The organism is Roseivirga sp. BDSF3-8 (assembly GCF_041449215.1).
Taxonomy (GTDB): domain Bacteria; phylum Bacteroidota; class Bacteroidia; order Cytophagales; family Cyclobacteriaceae; genus JBGNFV01.
This window is the reverse complement of record NZ_JBGNFV010000001.1, coordinates 4,892,452-4,909,821: the sequence shown is the minus strand read 5'-3', so window position 1 is coordinate 4,909,821 and position 17,370 is coordinate 4,892,452. Positions and strand designations below refer to the sequence as shown.

At 43.7% G+C, this 17,370-nt stretch carries 12 protein-coding genes; 8 read left to right on the top strand and 4 right to left on the bottom strand.

The annotated features are described in order from the left end of the window. Nucleotides 1–20: 20 nt before the first annotated feature. The 3 genes from AB9P05_RS20290 to AB9P05_RS20280 form a co-directional block, all read right to left on the bottom strand. Nucleotides 21–1,082, bottom strand: coding sequence for a hypothetical protein (locus AB9P05_RS20290; RefSeq protein WP_371910669.1), 1,062 nt, complete (start codon nt 1,080–1,082; stop codon nt 21–23). 9 nt (nt 1,083–1,091) lie between these two features. After that, complete coding sequence (locus tag AB9P05_RS20285; RefSeq protein ID WP_371910668.1) at nt 1,092–1,643, bottom strand: DUF4255 domain-containing protein; 552 nt, start codon at nt 1,641–1,643, stop codon at nt 1,092–1,094. A gap of 176 nt (nt 1,644–1,819) precedes the next feature. After that, a complete protein-coding gene (locus tag AB9P05_RS20280; protein WP_371910667.1) occupies nt 1,820–3,622 on the bottom strand; it encodes a glycosyl hydrolase family 18 protein in 1,803 nt (600 codons plus the stop codon). A 233-nt stretch (nt 3,623–3,855) separates the two neighbouring features. Between AB9P05_RS20280 and AB9P05_RS20275 the strand changes: the two genes are divergently transcribed. From AB9P05_RS20275 to AB9P05_RS20245, 7 genes are all read left to right on the top strand, one after another. Further along, the gene (locus AB9P05_RS20275; RefSeq protein ID WP_371910666.1) at nt 3,856–4,476 is read left to right on the top strand and encodes a hypothetical protein; all 621 of its coding nucleotides are present in this window, start codon (nt 3,856–3,858) and stop codon (nt 4,474–4,476) included. A 193-nt stretch (nt 4,477–4,669) separates the two neighbouring features. Beyond that, complete coding sequence (locus AB9P05_RS20270; protein ID WP_371910665.1) at nt 4,670–7,858, top strand: hypothetical protein; 3,189 nt, start codon at nt 4,670–4,672, stop codon at nt 7,856–7,858. Nucleotides 7,859–7,866: 8 nt separating this feature from the next. Then, nucleotides 7,867–9,291, top strand: a complete 1,425-nt coding sequence (locus tag AB9P05_RS20265) for a hypothetical protein (protein WP_371910664.1) — start codon at nt 7,867–7,869, stop codon at nt 9,289–9,291. 11 nt (nt 9,292–9,302) lie between these two features. Beyond that, nucleotides 9,303–12,404 (top strand): High-affnity carbon uptake protein Hat/HatR, encoded by a 3,102-nt coding sequence (locus tag AB9P05_RS20260; RefSeq protein WP_371910663.1) that lies wholly within the window; start codon nt 9,303–9,305, stop codon nt 12,402–12,404. A 1-nt stretch (nt 12,405) separates the two neighbouring features. Further along, entirely contained in the window at nt 12,406–13,455 is a 1,050-nt protein-coding gene (locus AB9P05_RS20255) for a porin family protein (RefSeq protein WP_371910662.1), read from the top strand. Beyond that, entirely contained in the window at nt 13,452–14,636 is a 1,185-nt protein-coding gene (locus AB9P05_RS20250; protein ID WP_371910661.1) for a hypothetical protein, read from the top strand. Before AB9P05_RS20255 ends, AB9P05_RS20250 begins: the two co-directional genes overlap by 4 nt. Nucleotides 14,637–14,669: 33 nt before the next feature. After that, the gene (locus AB9P05_RS20245) at nt 14,670–15,404 is read left to right on the top strand and encodes an acyl-[acyl-carrier-protein] thioesterase (RefSeq protein WP_371910660.1); all 735 of its coding nucleotides are present in this window, start codon (nt 14,670–14,672) and stop codon (nt 15,402–15,404) included. Here AB9P05_RS20245 and AB9P05_RS20240 read toward each other — a convergent pair. Next, on the bottom strand, nt 15,401–16,219 hold the full coding sequence (locus AB9P05_RS20240) for an HAD family hydrolase (RefSeq protein ID WP_371910659.1): 819 nt from the start codon (nt 16,217–16,219) through the stop codon (nt 15,401–15,403). The genes AB9P05_RS20245 and AB9P05_RS20240 overlap by 4 nt on opposite strands. Before the next feature lie 78 nt (nt 16,220–16,297). Here AB9P05_RS20240 and AB9P05_RS20235 point away from each other — a divergent pair, with 78 nt between their 5' ends. Next, a complete protein-coding gene (locus tag AB9P05_RS20235) occupies nt 16,298–17,326 on the top strand; it encodes a medium chain dehydrogenase/reductase family protein (protein WP_371910658.1) in 1,029 nt (342 codons plus the stop codon). Nucleotides 17,327–17,370: the final 44 nt, after the last annotated feature.

The following is a 17,370-nucleotide window of genomic DNA, read 5'->3' as shown; positions in this document are numbered from 1 at the left end:
GATTGAACTCGTTATAAGAATTATATGAACACGATTATTTCAGAATAAATTTTTGCATCAGATTTCCTGGTCTCAGGCTTAATCATCTCAATGCCCGGTGCCGGAAGTCTGCTTACAATCACCTTACCGCTGCCATTGGCTCCTGCCCGCTTTAGCTGAAAGTGACAATGAGGCATGTCCTGTAAAACAATTGGCTCCTTAGAGCTAAAAGCCCACGCGGTGGTGCCATTATGAAGCACAATTTCTTCAGGACCCTCAAAAACAGCTTCTTTTTCTTCAGAATAGATGATGGTGTTTTTGATGCCGTTGCTGTAGCGCGGCACAATAAGGTATTTCCAATAGGTAGCCCTTCTTTCGAAAGTGACGGTAAAAGAATGAGAAGGTATGGTACCTTCTTCGCTGATAGCTTTTATTACCTCCTCTTTCATCTCCCCGTCAATGGATATCTCAATTAACCCGAGTGGTTTGAGTGTAAGATTAGTCCCTGGATAAATGAAGTTTTCTTCTCCTGCAGTGCCATGTATCCGATATTGGCCTTCACTAGCTTCAGAGGATGATAAGGTAAGTGCTACATTCGCTCCTTCCAGTCCCTCATAGGTAATGTGACCATCATTTGATTTCACATCAAAGCTATCTGACCTTTCAAAGCCGAACGTGCTAACAGGGTCCGAACTAACGGCTACCAGATCTTTTTCACTCACATACTCTCCATTATGTAAAGAAGTTGGCTTGTCAGCATCATACTTCTTTTCCTTGTTAGTGAAATAGAGCACCTTATCACCTATTTCAACCGGAAGGTTTGTAAAATTAGTAAAGTATGGATTGGTGGTAAATAACCAGAAGCAGAAACGGAGAGGCCTATCCTCATTAAGATAGAAGAGCATTTTCTCAGGGCGATCCAGGTCTGCCAGAATATTAATTCCGCTATTATCGTTCCTGATCAGAAGACCGGTTTTTTCGACCATGCGGGAGGTAGTGGGAACTGGCACCAGTTTAAACTGGTCAGAAACTCCTTTAGTATAGTACTTATGATGTAATGATATACGAAGTAAGGACTGATATTTGAATAGCAGGTCGATCATGTTATAATATTATAGGAGGGATTTTTGACCGAAACCTGTTATGTTAGGTATTTCACCACCGAACATACCTTCCTGAATAGTAACCATTCTAACTTTATATAAAATGCTAGGCAAGTATTTGCCGCCCATCATTCCCCAGAGATGACTCTGGTTTTGTAAGTCTTGGTTTACAATTTCAAAAACCAGTTTATCAATATCCTGATCAAGGTCTGGAGTATTCTGATGATTGAGCACCTTATGTGCCTGAAAAAAACCTATGATAGCCGAAAGAAATTTCAGCGCTTCTACATAGTTCCCTTCACTGAAATAGGCTGAGAACAGTAGGAATATATTAAGATTAACCGGTCTGTTAGGGCCGTCAGCAGCGATTGATCGCTGAGTAACCGTTTCTTGCTGCAGGTTAACCATGGTAAGAATGATCCTGTCATTTTCAGTTACAGCCACGCTGCCATCCTGATTTACCAGGCTCGACATGATTACCTTATCCTCGCTTTGAGCAAAACGATTCCTAAGATACTCATTTAGACGATCAGCTGTAGAAGATAATGCAGAATGAATCATTCTATGTGGTAATAATTTAGTTTTCTCTTGCGAAAAGCACCACTATACTATGATAGTATTGAGGTGAATTCAGTGATGCTTAACTCGAGGGTAAAGCTATTTTTGTTTGAAAAATCAAACAAGTTTTTGATATAAAATAATTAAACTATTTAAGGGTAAATATTACTTCTTTTATATCAGGGCAAATCCTTTTCTGAAAGGTACCGTCGGCTGAAAGCGAAGAATATTATAGTCCCCAACAGCAGTCCACCGAGTAAATACGCAATTTCTCTTACGCCCGTGTACTGTAAAGCGATAAATACAACTGCTACCATAAGGATAATAAAGAAGGCTACGCCACCCTTCACTGCCAGGTTAGTGCCACGCTTGAGACGGCACCCAAAACGATACAGCATAAAAAACCCGAACATACTTACACCAAACAGACTACCGAAAATCATTAGCAGTGGTCTGGGGTTAGACAGAAAGCGTGCGGGGTTATTTATGAATCGCATTGCCATATACATTATTCGACGGAATGAAAATCTGCTCAGAGCCTTAGAGGAAGCCTGTGCCTTTTGAGGGGCCTGAAGTGTAAACTTAGCAGCAAGCAGCTTCCACAAATCTGTATATCCATGGTCATAGCCAAGAGCCCATATCCCAACCCCTCCAAGCTTATTTTCAATAATGTAGTCGTATTTTTTAGCTAACGACGTGCTGTCTTCATACCATATCTGCCGATACTGATTGCCATTATTCCTGTAGGCGTAATAAGCAGATGCGCTGATCTCATCGTCACAGCAACGTGGCTCACCATGGCGTTGCCTAATGTGCCGGTAAGTAGGATTACCAACAAAGCGTCCTACTGTACTGGGGAATTTAAGGTCTTTGGTTGTCCACTCAGCTCCATAATAGGGAAGACCTAGGATAAGCTTATCCGGAGATACGCCTGACAACAGGTATGCGTCAACTGATTTTTCAAGGTCAAAAGGCCCCCACTTCCCTCCCGATGCAAGAGGTGCCACAGGTCCGGCAACTTTACTGTTAGAACCATGGTATTCATATCCCATGATCACGAACATATCTACATATTTAGTTAGCTGAGGAAGGTTGTAGACATTACCGAAATCAACAGCCGGAAGGGCTATCGTTATAAGGTAGTCTTTCCGCTGCCGGGTAAGGCTATTAGAAAGGTCTATGATAAAGTTCGTGAGGTTAGTACGTTGTGAGGCCGGAATATTTTCAAAATCAAGATTCACACCGTCACCATTCCGTTCCCGCAATAAAGTGATGAGATTATTGATGAAATGCTGCTGGGCACTACGGTTTTCGAGAAATTTGCGGTTATTATTCTGACCGAAATTTGTGACACTGAGTACAACCTTACAGCCATGGGCATGAGCTGAATCAATTAACTCTGTTTTACGCCAGTTATGTATGGAGTAATAGCCCCCAGTAGCTGGGTTAAGTTCGTAACTGAAATACGCAACTGTAGAAAGAATATCAAAATTATAGCTTTTGAAAGCTGATCCCATCCAATAGGGGTGCCAGCCGAAGACGCTACGGGTGGTATCTCTTTTGTGAATTTTCTTATAGGCTTTATTATGTGTAAGATAAAGCTGTTTGTCATATTCTGCCTCAGAAGCATCCTTCTCTTGAGAAGATCGTTCCTTTACTGCAAGGTTCCTACTTATAAAAGCCGTGGTATCTGCCTGTAAACCTACCGTTTCACCTTCCTGGTCAATAAATGCTGTGTCAGCCTCCTCACCCGATATGGCAACGGTATCCGGTGTAATAGCTGCCTGCATGGTAGCTGTGTCCACACCAGACATAGCCTTTTCCTGACTCGTATTATCAGACTCAACCACAACCGGCGATTCCGGCTTTTTGGCGTCTATGTATTCGTCAAATTGTTGCTTGAGTGTTTCCTGAGCTGAAGCCGAGTGTCCCCCTAGCACACAAGCACATAACATAACAAGTAACAGGGCGTGTTTTTTCATTTCCAGTAACCTTTCTAGGCAAGTCTTTAAAAGAGAACCGGTAAATTCCTCAATGCAATAGATTACCGTTTTTTCAATTATTTTATATCCATTGCCACGCTAACTTCGCAGTTAAAATATTACGATTCAAATTTTTGGTAGAAGGGAAGGGGGGTGAGGTTGTGAGAAAATTACAGGAATTGAATCGTTTTGTACTAAGCGTTTCGTGAATTAAAAATGAATTACCTATGATCATGAAGAAGTTAGCCGGTGTAGTACTCCTCCTTTTTATGGCTTTAAGTCCGGTTTACTCATTTTCTACTCTATCTGCCACAGACTCGGTACTTGCTGAAATGTATGCAGATGACCTCGATAACATTGAGGTAAGCTATTTTGGATTTACTGAAAATAAAAACGAGTACAATCTATATGCTTTTAAGGGGAAGAAAAGGTACTGGTATTTTGTGGTATCGGACGGAAAATCAATCCATTCCTTCTATAAAAGGAAGAAAAAGGGCGAATTGTTAGCAGGATCATTTCTGGCAACTCAGTCACTTTTGGCCCTTGTCCAAGAAAGTGAGATCAAAAAGAAAGAAAAACGCAAAAAAGTAAATGATCTGAATCTCTATTGCTTCTACAAATTCAGAAAGGATGGAAGAAAGCTTATGAAAGGAGTACGTAAGGTTGAAGAAGAAAATAGCGGAAGCTGGGTTTTCAAGGTTCTGAGTGCTCCGTTCAAACCAATTATTTCTCTATTTCAGAGCAAAGACAAAAAAGAAGAAATAAAGGAAGAACTGATGAAGAAAAAACTGGAAAAGCTGGAGGAGAAACAGGCTGAACTATCTGAGAAAGTGGCTAAAAGTATTTTTCCATGATGGAGAAAACAAAAGTTTCATTTGTAAAAAGCACATGGATATTCAAAGTCCATAAATCACCATATAAGAGATAGGCGGCTATTATATCTTTGAAAAAGGACACTTTCACCTATTTCATCATGCCGTGTTCAGCCGCACTCTTCTTTACTTTATATTTGTCATGGCTATAGGTCAATTTACACCTTAATAAACCGTGAATAAGGAAAACCGCAGACTAAACGTATTATTACATGGCTGGGCCCTTGTATTGGGGGTCTCAGTAGCCCTATATGAGGCTGGCTCACTCTTCCATATACTACATTATGGAGGAGGAAAAGACCTTGCGCTCGGTCTGTTTTATGGTGGCCTGGGGGTCGTAGTCTTTTCCGTATTTTATATCCGCTACCAGGTCCGATGGCCTTTTGTTTGGGTAGCTGTTGTTTTACAATTGGCCCTGATACTCTATCCTTCCTACCTATTAATCAATGACTTTAAAGGAGGGGGCACCGCTTACTCAATACTACTATTCTCCGGGCTACCCGCCTACTTGGTGCTCAGCAGGTTAATGTTTCAAGGGGTCACCACCAGGCTCTTCGATATACATGATCAAAAGCGCAAAGCATCCAGGATATCTAACGGACTTACCATTGGAAAGATAGCCGTGCTAGCTATAGCCACATCTACAGGGCTATTTGAGGTTTTTTCTGATACCCGCTTTATAATAGCCGGCTTACTATTTTCTATTCCCGCATTAATATTGCTGCTCTGTATTGCTAATAAGCAACCTCTGCTGACCATGTTGCAGGATAGCGTGCAGTTTTTGGGATATGAAAACCCTATAAGTAAAGTCTTTAAACAACGATATGTGGTATTACTGGGCATTTTCGCATTTGTAACCACCATATTGTGGCAATTCGTGAATTTTAGCTTTTTGTTTATTACAGATAATCGGTATGAAGATGTAGAACAGCTTTGCTTTTTTCTTACCGCCTTTTTACTGGCAGTAGAGGGCACCTCATTGGTGATCAAAGTATTTCTGAGAGGTAAAATTCTGAATCAGTATGGCATGCGTACAACGTTGCTCATACCGGCTGCCATCACTGCTGTATTTTCTATTATCACATATATTATTGGTATCAAATTCGGGTTTTCTCCTAATGATGATGCATTCTTCCTTTTCTTCATTGTGTGGAATGTTCAAAGGGTAATATATGATGCAACACACTTTTCGTTGCAATCCCCCACATTTAACCTATACTTTCAGCCCGTCAGAGCTATTTTGCGGACAGATACGTATGCTAAAGCAGGCGTATTTACACAAACAATAGGCATACTGGTTTCGGGAGCGTTATTATACTGGTTTACCGATGCCTTTTCATTTAACTCTCTGCACTTCAGCATCATAAACCCTGCCTTGGCAGTCGTGCTCTCTTTCGTTATTTTCAGAATGCACAGAGAATACCGTCATGTGTTGAAAAACACACTTGATAAGCAGCAGCGTAGTATCGATAATATGGAGGTGGCCCCTACATTTATCGACAAAATCATCATAAGGCTACCATCCGTAAAAGCTGGGATTCTGAATCGTTATCTGAATCTGCTGTACTCCCTTAACCCGGTGGTAACCAGAAAGGCCGTATTAGGTCTTCTGTCTCATGAAGATGATAAAATGCAGGAAGTAGTCTTGCGTATGGCAGGAAGACTTTGCCTGCTGGATGCAATACCTGAACTGGAAAAGATCCAGCAATCCAAATACTTTCCCGTATCGCCTAACGCGGACCTTATCCGGAGTACTTATAAAAAACTAAAAGGGGCCGCTTTCAGACTGGAAAAGCTTCGCTACATAGAGCAGCTTACATTGTCTAAGCAAGTAAAAGAGAGGGTTTTTGGTGCCTTGCTTACAACTTATGCAGAGGAAGAAATGAAGGCACGCCTTCTTAATAAGCTTTTTCGTGATCGTAATGTCCGGGTACGAAAACAAGCCGTTGCAGCTTCTGCGGGATCTATGGAAGCAATATTACATCGCAGTCTCATAGAAAAGCTTGGGGAACCTATATATGCTAATGCAGCCGTTGCCTCGCTAGTGGCTACAGGTACTGAAGTACTCCCCGTACTGGAATCAGCTTTTTATACATCTGGTCAGGAAGAAGGAGTACAACTTCGCATAATAGAAGTATATGGTAAAGTAGGAGGGGGGGTGGCTGTGGATTACCTGCTAAAAAAGCTTGAATATACTAACCAGAACGTAGTACAAGCTGCACTTAACGCACTCAGCCGTAGCGGATATACTGTAAGCAAGGAGAAGCTGCTGGAGATCAAAAGGGAGCTGGACGAGATATGTGGTGTGCTGATATGGAATATGTCAGTGTACCTGGACCTTGAGCGTGAAGGGGCCGGCCAATTGCTGATCCAGGCCATGGATGCTGAGATCAAGGGCAATTATGATAAGGTTTTTCAGTTGCTTGCACTTTTATACGAGCCAAGGTCTGTGGAGTTGGTTAGGGAAAATATTCGAAGCGGTGACGTGGAGAAAGCTGAGTTTGCCAGTGAACTACTGGAACTCTTCATTGCCGAAGAGGCGAAGCCTATGTTGCTTCCCATTCTGAATGTCTCATCCTACAGGGAAAAGATAATAAGATTACAGTATCAGTTTCCCACCGAATCCATGTCGCGCAGGGAAGCCCTCAGAGATTTGATTCAGCGGGATTACAAGTGGGTAAACCGCTGGACAAAGGTTTGTGCCATGAAGGAGCTCGAATTGGACTTTGAAGAGGAGGACGTAAAGCTGTTTCAGGCTAACCTCGTTAACCCCCACCCAATGCTTCGGGAAACTGCCGCACTTATCCTCTACAGGCACAGTGCTGTGGACTTTCAGGAATACATTCAGCGCTTTAGTAATAAGCTCAGTTACTTTGATGCTGATGAAATTCTGGCCAAAGTGGTTCGTGCAGATACTGATGAAGAACAGCGCGTACCTGAACTGAAATGGGAGATAGTAGAGCTATTCAGTAAAACAGAAGACTTTAACCTAACCTCAGGTCTGGTACTCAGTGAGCTCGTGAGCAAGCTTACTATAGAGAAATACCGCAAAGAAGACTTTGTGTGCTTTAAAGAAAGTCCTGAACGGATTGATCTCTATTATGTGCATCAGGGCTCAGTGTGCCTAGTTGATGAGTCTAACGAAAAGCGGGTTTATTTAAGCGCGGGTGACGTGCTTTTACCGCAGGATCTTCCCAGCTATGGCGATGAGTTTTACACGATAGAAGTCGAAACGGATGCTATCCTTATGAAGGTGCCTGGTGATTGGCTTGACCATCAGCTGGCTGCTTACGAGGAACTGACAGACTCCCTGCTTGCGAGAAAAGAATCCATTATGAAATTTTCCGGTCTTACGAAAGTATAAAGCTGGGTATGAAGAATACGCTTAAAATTTGCTTAAGCCACCGGCAGGCCGGTGATGACAAGGTCCTTGAGAACTGGATCGACTTGTTTGTAAAGTATCTAAAGGTTGCCCTTAAAGAAAAAAATAAGATTCCTTATCAGTTCATTTCCCTTGATGAATTAAAAGAGGCAATTGGGCAGGATGAGCCCTACCTCTGTTACTTGCCTGTATTCGACTCTGGTATTAACGATGATGAAAGTTTTGCCGAAGAGGTGACTGATATGGCAAAGTTTCTCGAGGATAAAAATGAGGCCTTCTCCCTCTTTAAGATCTTCAGAGACCCTACAGATGCCTTTGCATTGCCTCAGGTAATGTACAATCATAAAGACTTCAGATGCTATATCTATCACAAGGCTACAGGAGACATAATCAACACCGAGGAAATCGTTAAGCCGGAATACATAAAGCATTTTCTATTTCGCCTTTTTGATCTGGTTTATTACCTGGAAAGGTTATCTGAAACAGGCTCTGCTGAGCGGGAGGAAGAACTTAAAGGAGTATATCTTGCAGAAACCAGTTTTGACCTGTTCCAAATAAGACAATCTATCGAAAGGGAGCTTCAGCGTCATGGATATAACCTGTTTCCACACCTCCCATTTCCTTTGGAACAGAGTAACCTTGTAGATCGTACCCGGCAGGATCTAAAGAAATGTGCCCTCTCCGTACACCTTTTTGGAGAATACTATACCGAGCCGAGGGAGGGTAAAGAGATAAGTCTACTGGAGTTTCAGAATGAAACCGCCGCAAGTCATTACATTCAGCAAAACGAGCTTAATATTAATGAAGAGGACATAGGCTTTAGAAGAATCATCTGGATACCAGAGAAGTTTGAGGCTAAGGACCATCGACAGCAGAAGTTTCTGGATGAGTTACTTAAAGAAGAGAGCCTTCATGCAGGTGCAGATATTATCCGCTGTCCGGTGGAAGAGCTCAAAGACCTCATCATTGAGCGTTTGCGAAACGAAAAAACTACCATTGATTGGGAAAAGGACTTTATCGACACTAATCAAAAGATCTACCTTATTCACAATGATGTAAAAGGTGAAGATGTAAAAGAGTTTTCTTCCTTTCTGCAGTCAAGTAATTACCACGTTCTGTCTGCAGAAGACAGCACTCATTACTCAGAGGTACGAAATACCCATAAGAAGAACCTCCTGGACTGTGAGGGTCTGGTATTCTTCTGCCGCCATAACGACGAACAATGGCTGCGTAGCAAAATTAACGACGCCCTCAAAGCTAAGGCCTGGGGCAGAGAAGAAGACTATAAATTCAAGGCCATTATCTCTTATGAGGCTTTTGATTTACCAGAAGGTCTTAAGGACCAGGACTATCTTATGATAGCAGGTGAACCAGATAATACCTGGGATCAGCTTATTCAAGAAATTCAGAACTAAACCACCCGGTGATGTCAGCAGTAATCGTAGAAACCCTTACAGACAAGCACCTCTTAAATAACCCTTTCCCCGGACTAAGGGCTTTCCGCTATGAAGAAAGCCACTTGTATTTTGGCAGGGAAGGACAGTTAGACGAGGTACTTCAGAAGTTATTACAAAATCAGTTCGTAGCCGTGGTGGGTACTTCCGGTATAGGTAAGTCCTCGTTTATGAACTGTGGGTTATTGCCCATACTTCACGGAAATTATCCTACGCAGTATGCAAGCGACTGGGAAATCTATACATTCCGGCCCGGTACTTCGCCAATTTACAATATGGCTGAGGCACTGGTAAAACCCTTAACTAAAGAAGGACCCGACGAGGATACTGCGACTATTCTGAAAGACATGGAATACGCTGTTTTGAGTGAAAGCAGCAGAGGGCTTATAGAGGCTATCCAGTCAAAGTTTGATACGGAAAAAAAGAACCATCTTATTTACATCGATCAGTTTGAGGAGATTTTCAGGTTCAGAAACCTGGAAGAAGCCGCCAGTGAAGAGGCAGCCGCCTTCATAAAGCTGATTATGAACGCTATTCATCAAAGTGACGTGCCAGTATATGTGGTACTAACCATGCGTTCAGACTTTGTTGGAGATTGTTCCCAATACTCCCAACTAACCAAGGCAATTAACGATAGCCAATTCCTGATTCCTCAAATGACCAGGAGCCAGAAAGAGAAGGCCATCGTTGGCCCGGTAAAGGTAATGGGAGGAACCATTTCAGACCGGCTGGTACATCAGATTCTCAACGATGTAGGAGAGAGTGCAGATCAGTTGCCAATTATGCAGCATGCACTGATGCGAACATTCGATTACTGGCAACGGAACGGAGTAGGTAATGAGGCCATGGATATTGCTCATTATGAGGCAATTGGTGGTATGGGCAAAGCCCTCTCTATTCACGCTAATGAGGCATTTGCCGAGTTATCTGATCGTCAGAAAGAACTCTGCGAAAAAATATTTAAGACTATCACCGAAAAAGGAGATGAGGGCCGCGGTATTCGACGACCTACCCGTCTGAAAGAAATAGCTATCATTGCCAGTGCAGAAATTCCCGAGCTTATAGAAGTAGTCGATAATTTTCGTAAGCCAGGGCGCACCCTGCTTATGCCGCCATGGAGTGTTACACTGACTGAGGAGAGCGTTATTGATATCAGTCATGAAAGCCTCATGCGTATCTGGAAAATGCTGAACCAGTGGGTAGATGAAGAATATGAGTCTGCCAAACTGTACCTGCGCCTGGCTGAAGCAGCAGAAATGCATCAGCTAGGTAAGGCCAGCTTATGGAGGCCGCCGGATCTTCAAATTGCTCTTGGGTGGAAGAAAGAGGAAAATCCTACGGAGGAATGGGGGCTCAGGTACCACCCTGCCTATGAGCGCACCATGCTTTTCCTGGAGTATAGCCAAAAGGAATACGAAAAGGAGCAGATCATTAAAGAAAAAATACAGAAGCGCCGTCTGATGATCGCACGTATTACAGCGATTGTATTAGGTATGGGTGCTGTGGTGGCTCTGCTCTTTTTCCTCTATGGTGAAATGCAGCGCAGAAAAGCTGAGGAGCAGAAGCAGGTAGCTGAAGAGGCCCTGATAGAGGCCGACAGCCAGCGCAAGATAGCCAGCCAGGAGAAAGAGAAAGCTCTTGAACAGGCTGATATTGCTCAGCGTCAGACAGAAATAGCTCAGTCAGAAGCCGAACGGGCTACCCGCCAGGAACGCGTGGCAAGAGAGCAGACCCTACTTGCACAGCGAGAACGTGAGGAAGCTGATGAGCAGCGACTCCTAGCTGTGGAAGCAAGTGATAAAGCACTTACGGAAGAGCGTAAAGCTTACAGGTTGAGGCTTCTCTCTATAGCGAAGAGTATGTCCATAAAATCCCTACAAATGACAGACTCTGTAAAAAGGGGATTGGTGGCACAGCAGGCATATCTTTTTAATGCAAAAAACGGGGGTAAACAATACGATCCCGACATCTACAATGGTGTTTACTACGCTCTCAAATCGCTTAATGACAACTCATACAACAGCCTGAATGGGCATACGGAAAACGTAAGGGCTATTGTAACAGGTCGAAACGGTATAATGTATTCTGCCGGTAGTGACGGAAGAATTTTTAGTTGGGGACCTAGTAGCAAAACCCCTGTCAGTGATATATACGGACCCAGTGACGAAGTACATAAAGCCATGGCTTATGATAAGCGCCATAACAGACTGGTTTCTGCCGGTGATTATGGGTATTTGATGATCCATAACCTGGGCACCAATAAACAGGATAAGGTAAAAGGTGACTGGGACGAGATTTGGTGGGTGGCCTTTACTCCTGATGGCAATGAGGTACTTGCTCTTACATCAGACAGACGTATTGTACGGTATGACTTCAATAAGCTGTCTACCCTTTCCTCACTGGAAGATAAAATCAACGCAATCGATATCAGCCCTGACGGGAGGTACATTGCTGCTGCGGGTCAGTCCGGTAAGCTGACTTATATAGATAGGCATGATAATAACAGTACCCGGGTGGTTTATAATGAAGCCAGCCGCGGACGTGCAGGACTAATCAGTGTGGCTTACTCTAATGGGGGAGGCATTATAGCTGTAGGTAATGAAAATGGGGTTATACGGATTCTGAACACCCGCAGCGGCAGTGTAGAAAAAACGCTACGAGGGCACACCGCAAGGGTCAATAATCTTAAATTTAATGGTGATGATTCGCAGCTTGCATCCGGCAGCTTTGATAAGACTGTAAGGATATGGAACACCAGCCAGTGGGAAGATCAACCCATTGTGCTGACTGACCACTCGGACTGGGTATGGAGTATTGCCTTTGATTCTCAAGGCAACCGATTACTGGCCGGTTGCCGGGACAACCTGGTAAGAATATGGCCTACCGATATAGGCACCATGGCTGAAAACCTATGTCCACGTATTCCACGGAATATGTCTTGCGATGAGTGGGGAGCCTATGTGGCCCCTGATATCCCCTATAACCCTAGTTGTGTAGCCAGACAAGCATCCGATTGTATTCAGTCAGACGCACCGGCTACTACGGGTAAAAACCAAACAGAAAAATCTGAGTAACATGAAAATGAGAGCTTTGTGCCTCCTGGCCGGTCTCCTTGGCTTAGCAAGTCTGAGTGCTTACGGACAAAACTGTGAGCAAAAGCTACGAGAGGCACAGCTAACCTATGAGAAGGGACGGATTGACCAGGTTCCTACTTTACTTGAGGGGTGTTTGAATTCAGGCTTCACGAAGGATCAGCAAATTGCTGCCTACAAGCTATTGGTGCTTAATTACCTCTATTACAATGAGAAGAAGAAGGCCGAAGAAGCCATGACTTTTTTCCTGAAGCTGAACCCGGAGTATAAAGTTCAGGAAGGAATAGACCCTCCGGAATTCATTAATCTGTTCAACTCATTCCGTACATGGCCTGTATTTCTTTACAGCCCTCGGATAGGCATCAATATGCCGTATATTCAGGAAACGAGGCGATATAGCGTTGACAATGATTTTGAATATAATGGAAATTATAGTTCAACTATAGGTTACCAGGGGGGCATCGTCATGGAAATCCCTTACAAAAAGCTTTCAGTTGAGCCAGGTGTATTCTTTACGGTGACTAATTACACCTTTTCTGATAAGCTTTTAGACTATGCAGACGTAAATTTTGAAGAGTCACAGACTTCGGTCAACCTGCCGGTGGTAATCCGATACAGATTTGGAGAGAACCGCATCAAGCCATTTATCGGCGCGGGTGGTGGTGTCCGGTATCTGCTGGGGGCAAGCGGATCTATTATCAGGAATGATAGTGTGGATGTGGAACTAACTAACCGTGAGGTACCCAGATCGGATCTGGATCTTAGTGAGCAGCGAAATACCTTCGGGTTTTATGCCATAGGATCAGCGGGCGTTCAGATCAAGAGTAAACGTTCTACCGGACTTTGGAACGTGGATGTTCAGTTACAATACGGGCTTAGCGATATAGTGAATGGAGAAAACCGCACAGCCGATCCATCCCTCATGTATTCATACGGCTATATAGATAATGACTTCCGGATGCATAGCATCAGTATCAACATAGCCTATAGCATCCCAGTATATAAACCTAAACTTTTGAACAAAAAGGAATGATATCAGCTAAAGCCTGCAGCCTGTATTTTTTGCTTGTGGTAAGTCTATTTATTACACAGGGATGCAACACCTTTGATGAGCCCGAGCCTGCCGGGAATGCCAGCTACATTAAATTTATTGGTGGAGCAAAAGACGAAACAGTTAATCGTGGCCTTCAATATAGTGATGGCGGCTTTATACTCGTAGGGGAGTCCGCTTCATTTATGACCCAAGGAACGGATGCTTACGTGGCCCGTACAGATAATTCAGGTAATTTACTCTGGGAAAAGACCTTTGGAGGAAGTGGTGCAGATGCCTTTTCAGATGTGAAAGAGGTAAACGGCGAGTTGCTTGTATTTGGTTACGTAACCGATACAGCAAATCAGCGTGACTTTTTGCTCATGCGCCTTGATGCAGCCGGAAGCCTGCTTGATTCGCTCACCTTCGGCAATCCTGATATTGACGAAACAGGGAGGTACCTATTACCAGGCCAGTCAGGCAATTATACTCTGATCGGCGTAAAAGGGTACAATGAAACCTCCACGGACATATTTACCGTTCGGCTACAGAGTGACTTTCAAGTAGAATGGCAGCAGTCTTATGGCTTACTGGAGAAATTTGATGAAATAGGTAATGTACTGGAAGCCCCGAACGGAAACCTTATTTGGTGTGGGACAGTAAGTACTGGGTCAGCTACTCACTCGCGTGTGGTAAGTACTTCTCCCTATGGGCAACCCGTCTGGGTAGTAACCTATGGAGAAACTGACGCAGTAGATGAAAGTGCTATAATGCTTCAGAAAGGCTGGGGCAGTTACTACGTTTTGCTTTCTAATTCAGAAAACAACTCAGGCGATATCACCCTGCGCTTCATCGATAAAAATGGCGAGCAGATCGGAGCTGATAAAACCTTCGGTGATGAGAATGCCAACCAGGCCAGTGGATTATGCCTTACTTCTGATGGCGGATATGCCATAACCGGCACGACTGAAGCCGGAATTGAAAATAGTGATGTATTACTCGTTCGTACAAATAGCCAGGGTGATGAACTCTGGACCCAAACCTATGGCGGATCAGGCATAGACCGGGGAAGCTTCGTTGAAGAAGACCGGGATCAGGGCTTAGCCATATTTTCAACTATCAGCTTTGAAAACAATACAGTCTTTGGCCTTATCAAAACTGACTCAGAGGGAAACACCTTCTGATCAGGTATTAATTTTCCCTATCTTTCCTCCGTTATGAAAGACCACGGGAATACCAACTACACACATACGTTTGAGATCCGTCCACTAGAGACAGACAACCAAGGCGTGCTTAAACCCGGGGTACTGACTGATATGATCCAACAGGCTGCGTGGGTGCATGCAGAGAAGCTTGGCGTTGGGACACCCCTGCTGATTGAAAAAGGGTATACCTGGGTATTGAACAGACTCCAGCTAACTATAGATTCCCTTCCTGAGTATCCGGGACAGGTAGTAATAAAAACCTGGCCATCCGGTCATGAAAGGCTTTTTACTTTCAGGAATTTTATTGTGTATGATAAGGAGAACAAGGTCTGCGCCACTGCCAGTAGTGCCTGGATGATAGTAGATCTTAATAGAAAGCGCGCTGCCCTTCCCCCTGATTTTATTAAGGCTGCCTTACCTGAGGAAAGTGATGCTGATAACAAAAGCCTGTATACAGAAAAGCTATCGGAACCTCAAAATCCTCAATCAGAAGCCATAATTCACGTGAGGAGGCAAGATATTGATATCAATGATCACGTAAATAACAATATAATCATTCAGTGGCTGTATGAATGCCTGGACATGCCAGGTAATCTAAAGCATCTTGACATCATGTTTAAAGCTGAATGCAAATTCGGGGATAAGTTACTAAGTGAGGCAGAGGCTGACAGTTCCGGCTACCTGCACCACATAGTCCGGCCTGCTGATGGTAAGGTTATTGGAGTGGGGCGTACAACCTGGAATTAGAAAAACAGTTTGCGTATGGCTTTAGCCACACCATCTTCCGTGTTTTTATCCGTTATCATATCTGCTACTTCCTTAAGTTTATCTTTGGCATTTTCTACCGCAACCCCACAGCCGGCTGCCTGAATCATACCTATATCGTTATCATTATCACCGATAGCTACTACCTTTGACAAAGGTACTCCCAGTTTATCACAAAGCGTTTTAAGAGCATTCTCCTTACTGGTGGCAGATGAGGTGATTTCAAACATAACATCCTTGCTACGATATACTTCAAATCCCTGAAGGGTTGAATCTTTCATGCGCTGGTCTACCTTTTTCATATCTTCTGCTGACCCCATCAGCATTACCTTATGTACTTTTTGTCCCCGTTGTTCCCACCTTCTGAGAACGGCAGCAGGCAAGTCCATATCAGGCTCAGTCTTTGTATTAAATATCTCTTTCTCAACCAGCCTGTCGCTTTTCTGCACATACCATTCGTCTGCAGAATATAAGCCTGGCTGTACCTCTGTACCCTTTAGCAACCCGGCTATCTGCTCGGTAAGAGCAGGGGGCAGCCCTTCTTCATGAATAGCTGCTGGCTCTTCTCCGCTAAGAAACGTAAGGCCTCCGTTATAAGCAATTAGGGGGCTTTGCAGGATTAACAGGTCTTTCTGAAGGTAGCGAATGGCCTTGGGCATTCTGGCCGAAATAAGCACTATCTGTTTTCCGGCCTTTTTTAGCTCCGCAAAAGCATCTACCGTGGCCTGGCTCACATTTTTCTCCTTATCCAGCAAAGTACCATCTATATCACAGGCAAGTAATTCATAGCTATCCATGTTCTTTATTATTCTAGCGATCACCTAACATACTCTATTCAAAGCTGATTAATTAGTAAGAGATCAAATTGTTAAAAAATGGCTATAGATGATATGAGGTTTGCCTACCGGGTAACAAAAGCAGGAACACTAAAAAACCTGAAACTAAAAGAAGAAAAAATGCCCAAGCCACAACCTGGAGAGGTACTGGTGAAAGTGGCTGCCATTGGACTTAATTTCGCTGACATATTTGCTATAAAAGGTCTGTATAGCGCTACTCCGGACGGGGCATTTGTTCCCGGGCTGGAATATGCGGGCACCATTATAAGCACCGGAGAAGGGGTGAAGCACCTGAAACCCGGAGATAAAGTAATGGGAGTTACCCGATTTGGCGGTTACGCCACCCATATCACTATTGACGCCAGGTATGTGACTCATCTTCCTGTAAACTGGTCTCCTGAGGAGGGGGCTGCCTTTCCTGTCCAGGCCCTTACTGCTTACTATGCTCTTTTCGAATTAGGAAATCTACAAAAAGGCATGAGTGTACTTATCCATAGTGCTGCTGGTGGAGTGGGGATTTTTGCAGGTCGCATGGCACGGGAAGCAGGTGCTTATACTATCGGCACCATTGGTTCTGCTAAGAAGGTGGAAGTACTGGAAAGGGAAGGCTACGAAAAAATAATCGTTAGAGACAAAGACTTTCCGCAAAAACTTAATGAGGCCCTCAGAGGGAGGGAACTACAGGTAGTCCTGGAGTGCATAGGAGGGAGGATTTTTAAACAAAGCCTGGAGGCCCTCGACCCTATGGGTCGGCTGGTAACTTATGGTTCTGCAAGCTTTGCAACTCATGGAAACAGGCCAAATTATCTAAAATTGATATGGAAATACCTCTTCAGACCAAAGGTAGACCCAATGAAACTACCTACTTCCAACAAGAGCGTCATGGGATTCAATCTCATATGGTTATATGAAAAGGCGGAACTTATGCACGAACTCATGGAAAAAATAGGGGAAATGAATATCGGTAAGCCATTTGTTGGCCAAACTTATGACTTTACCTCATTACCTGAGGCAGTGACGGCTTTGCAGTCCGGACAGACAGTTGGAAAAGTTATAGTAATTACCTGACTTTGTGAAGCATTTGCCATTGATAAGTTAAACAAAAATAATCA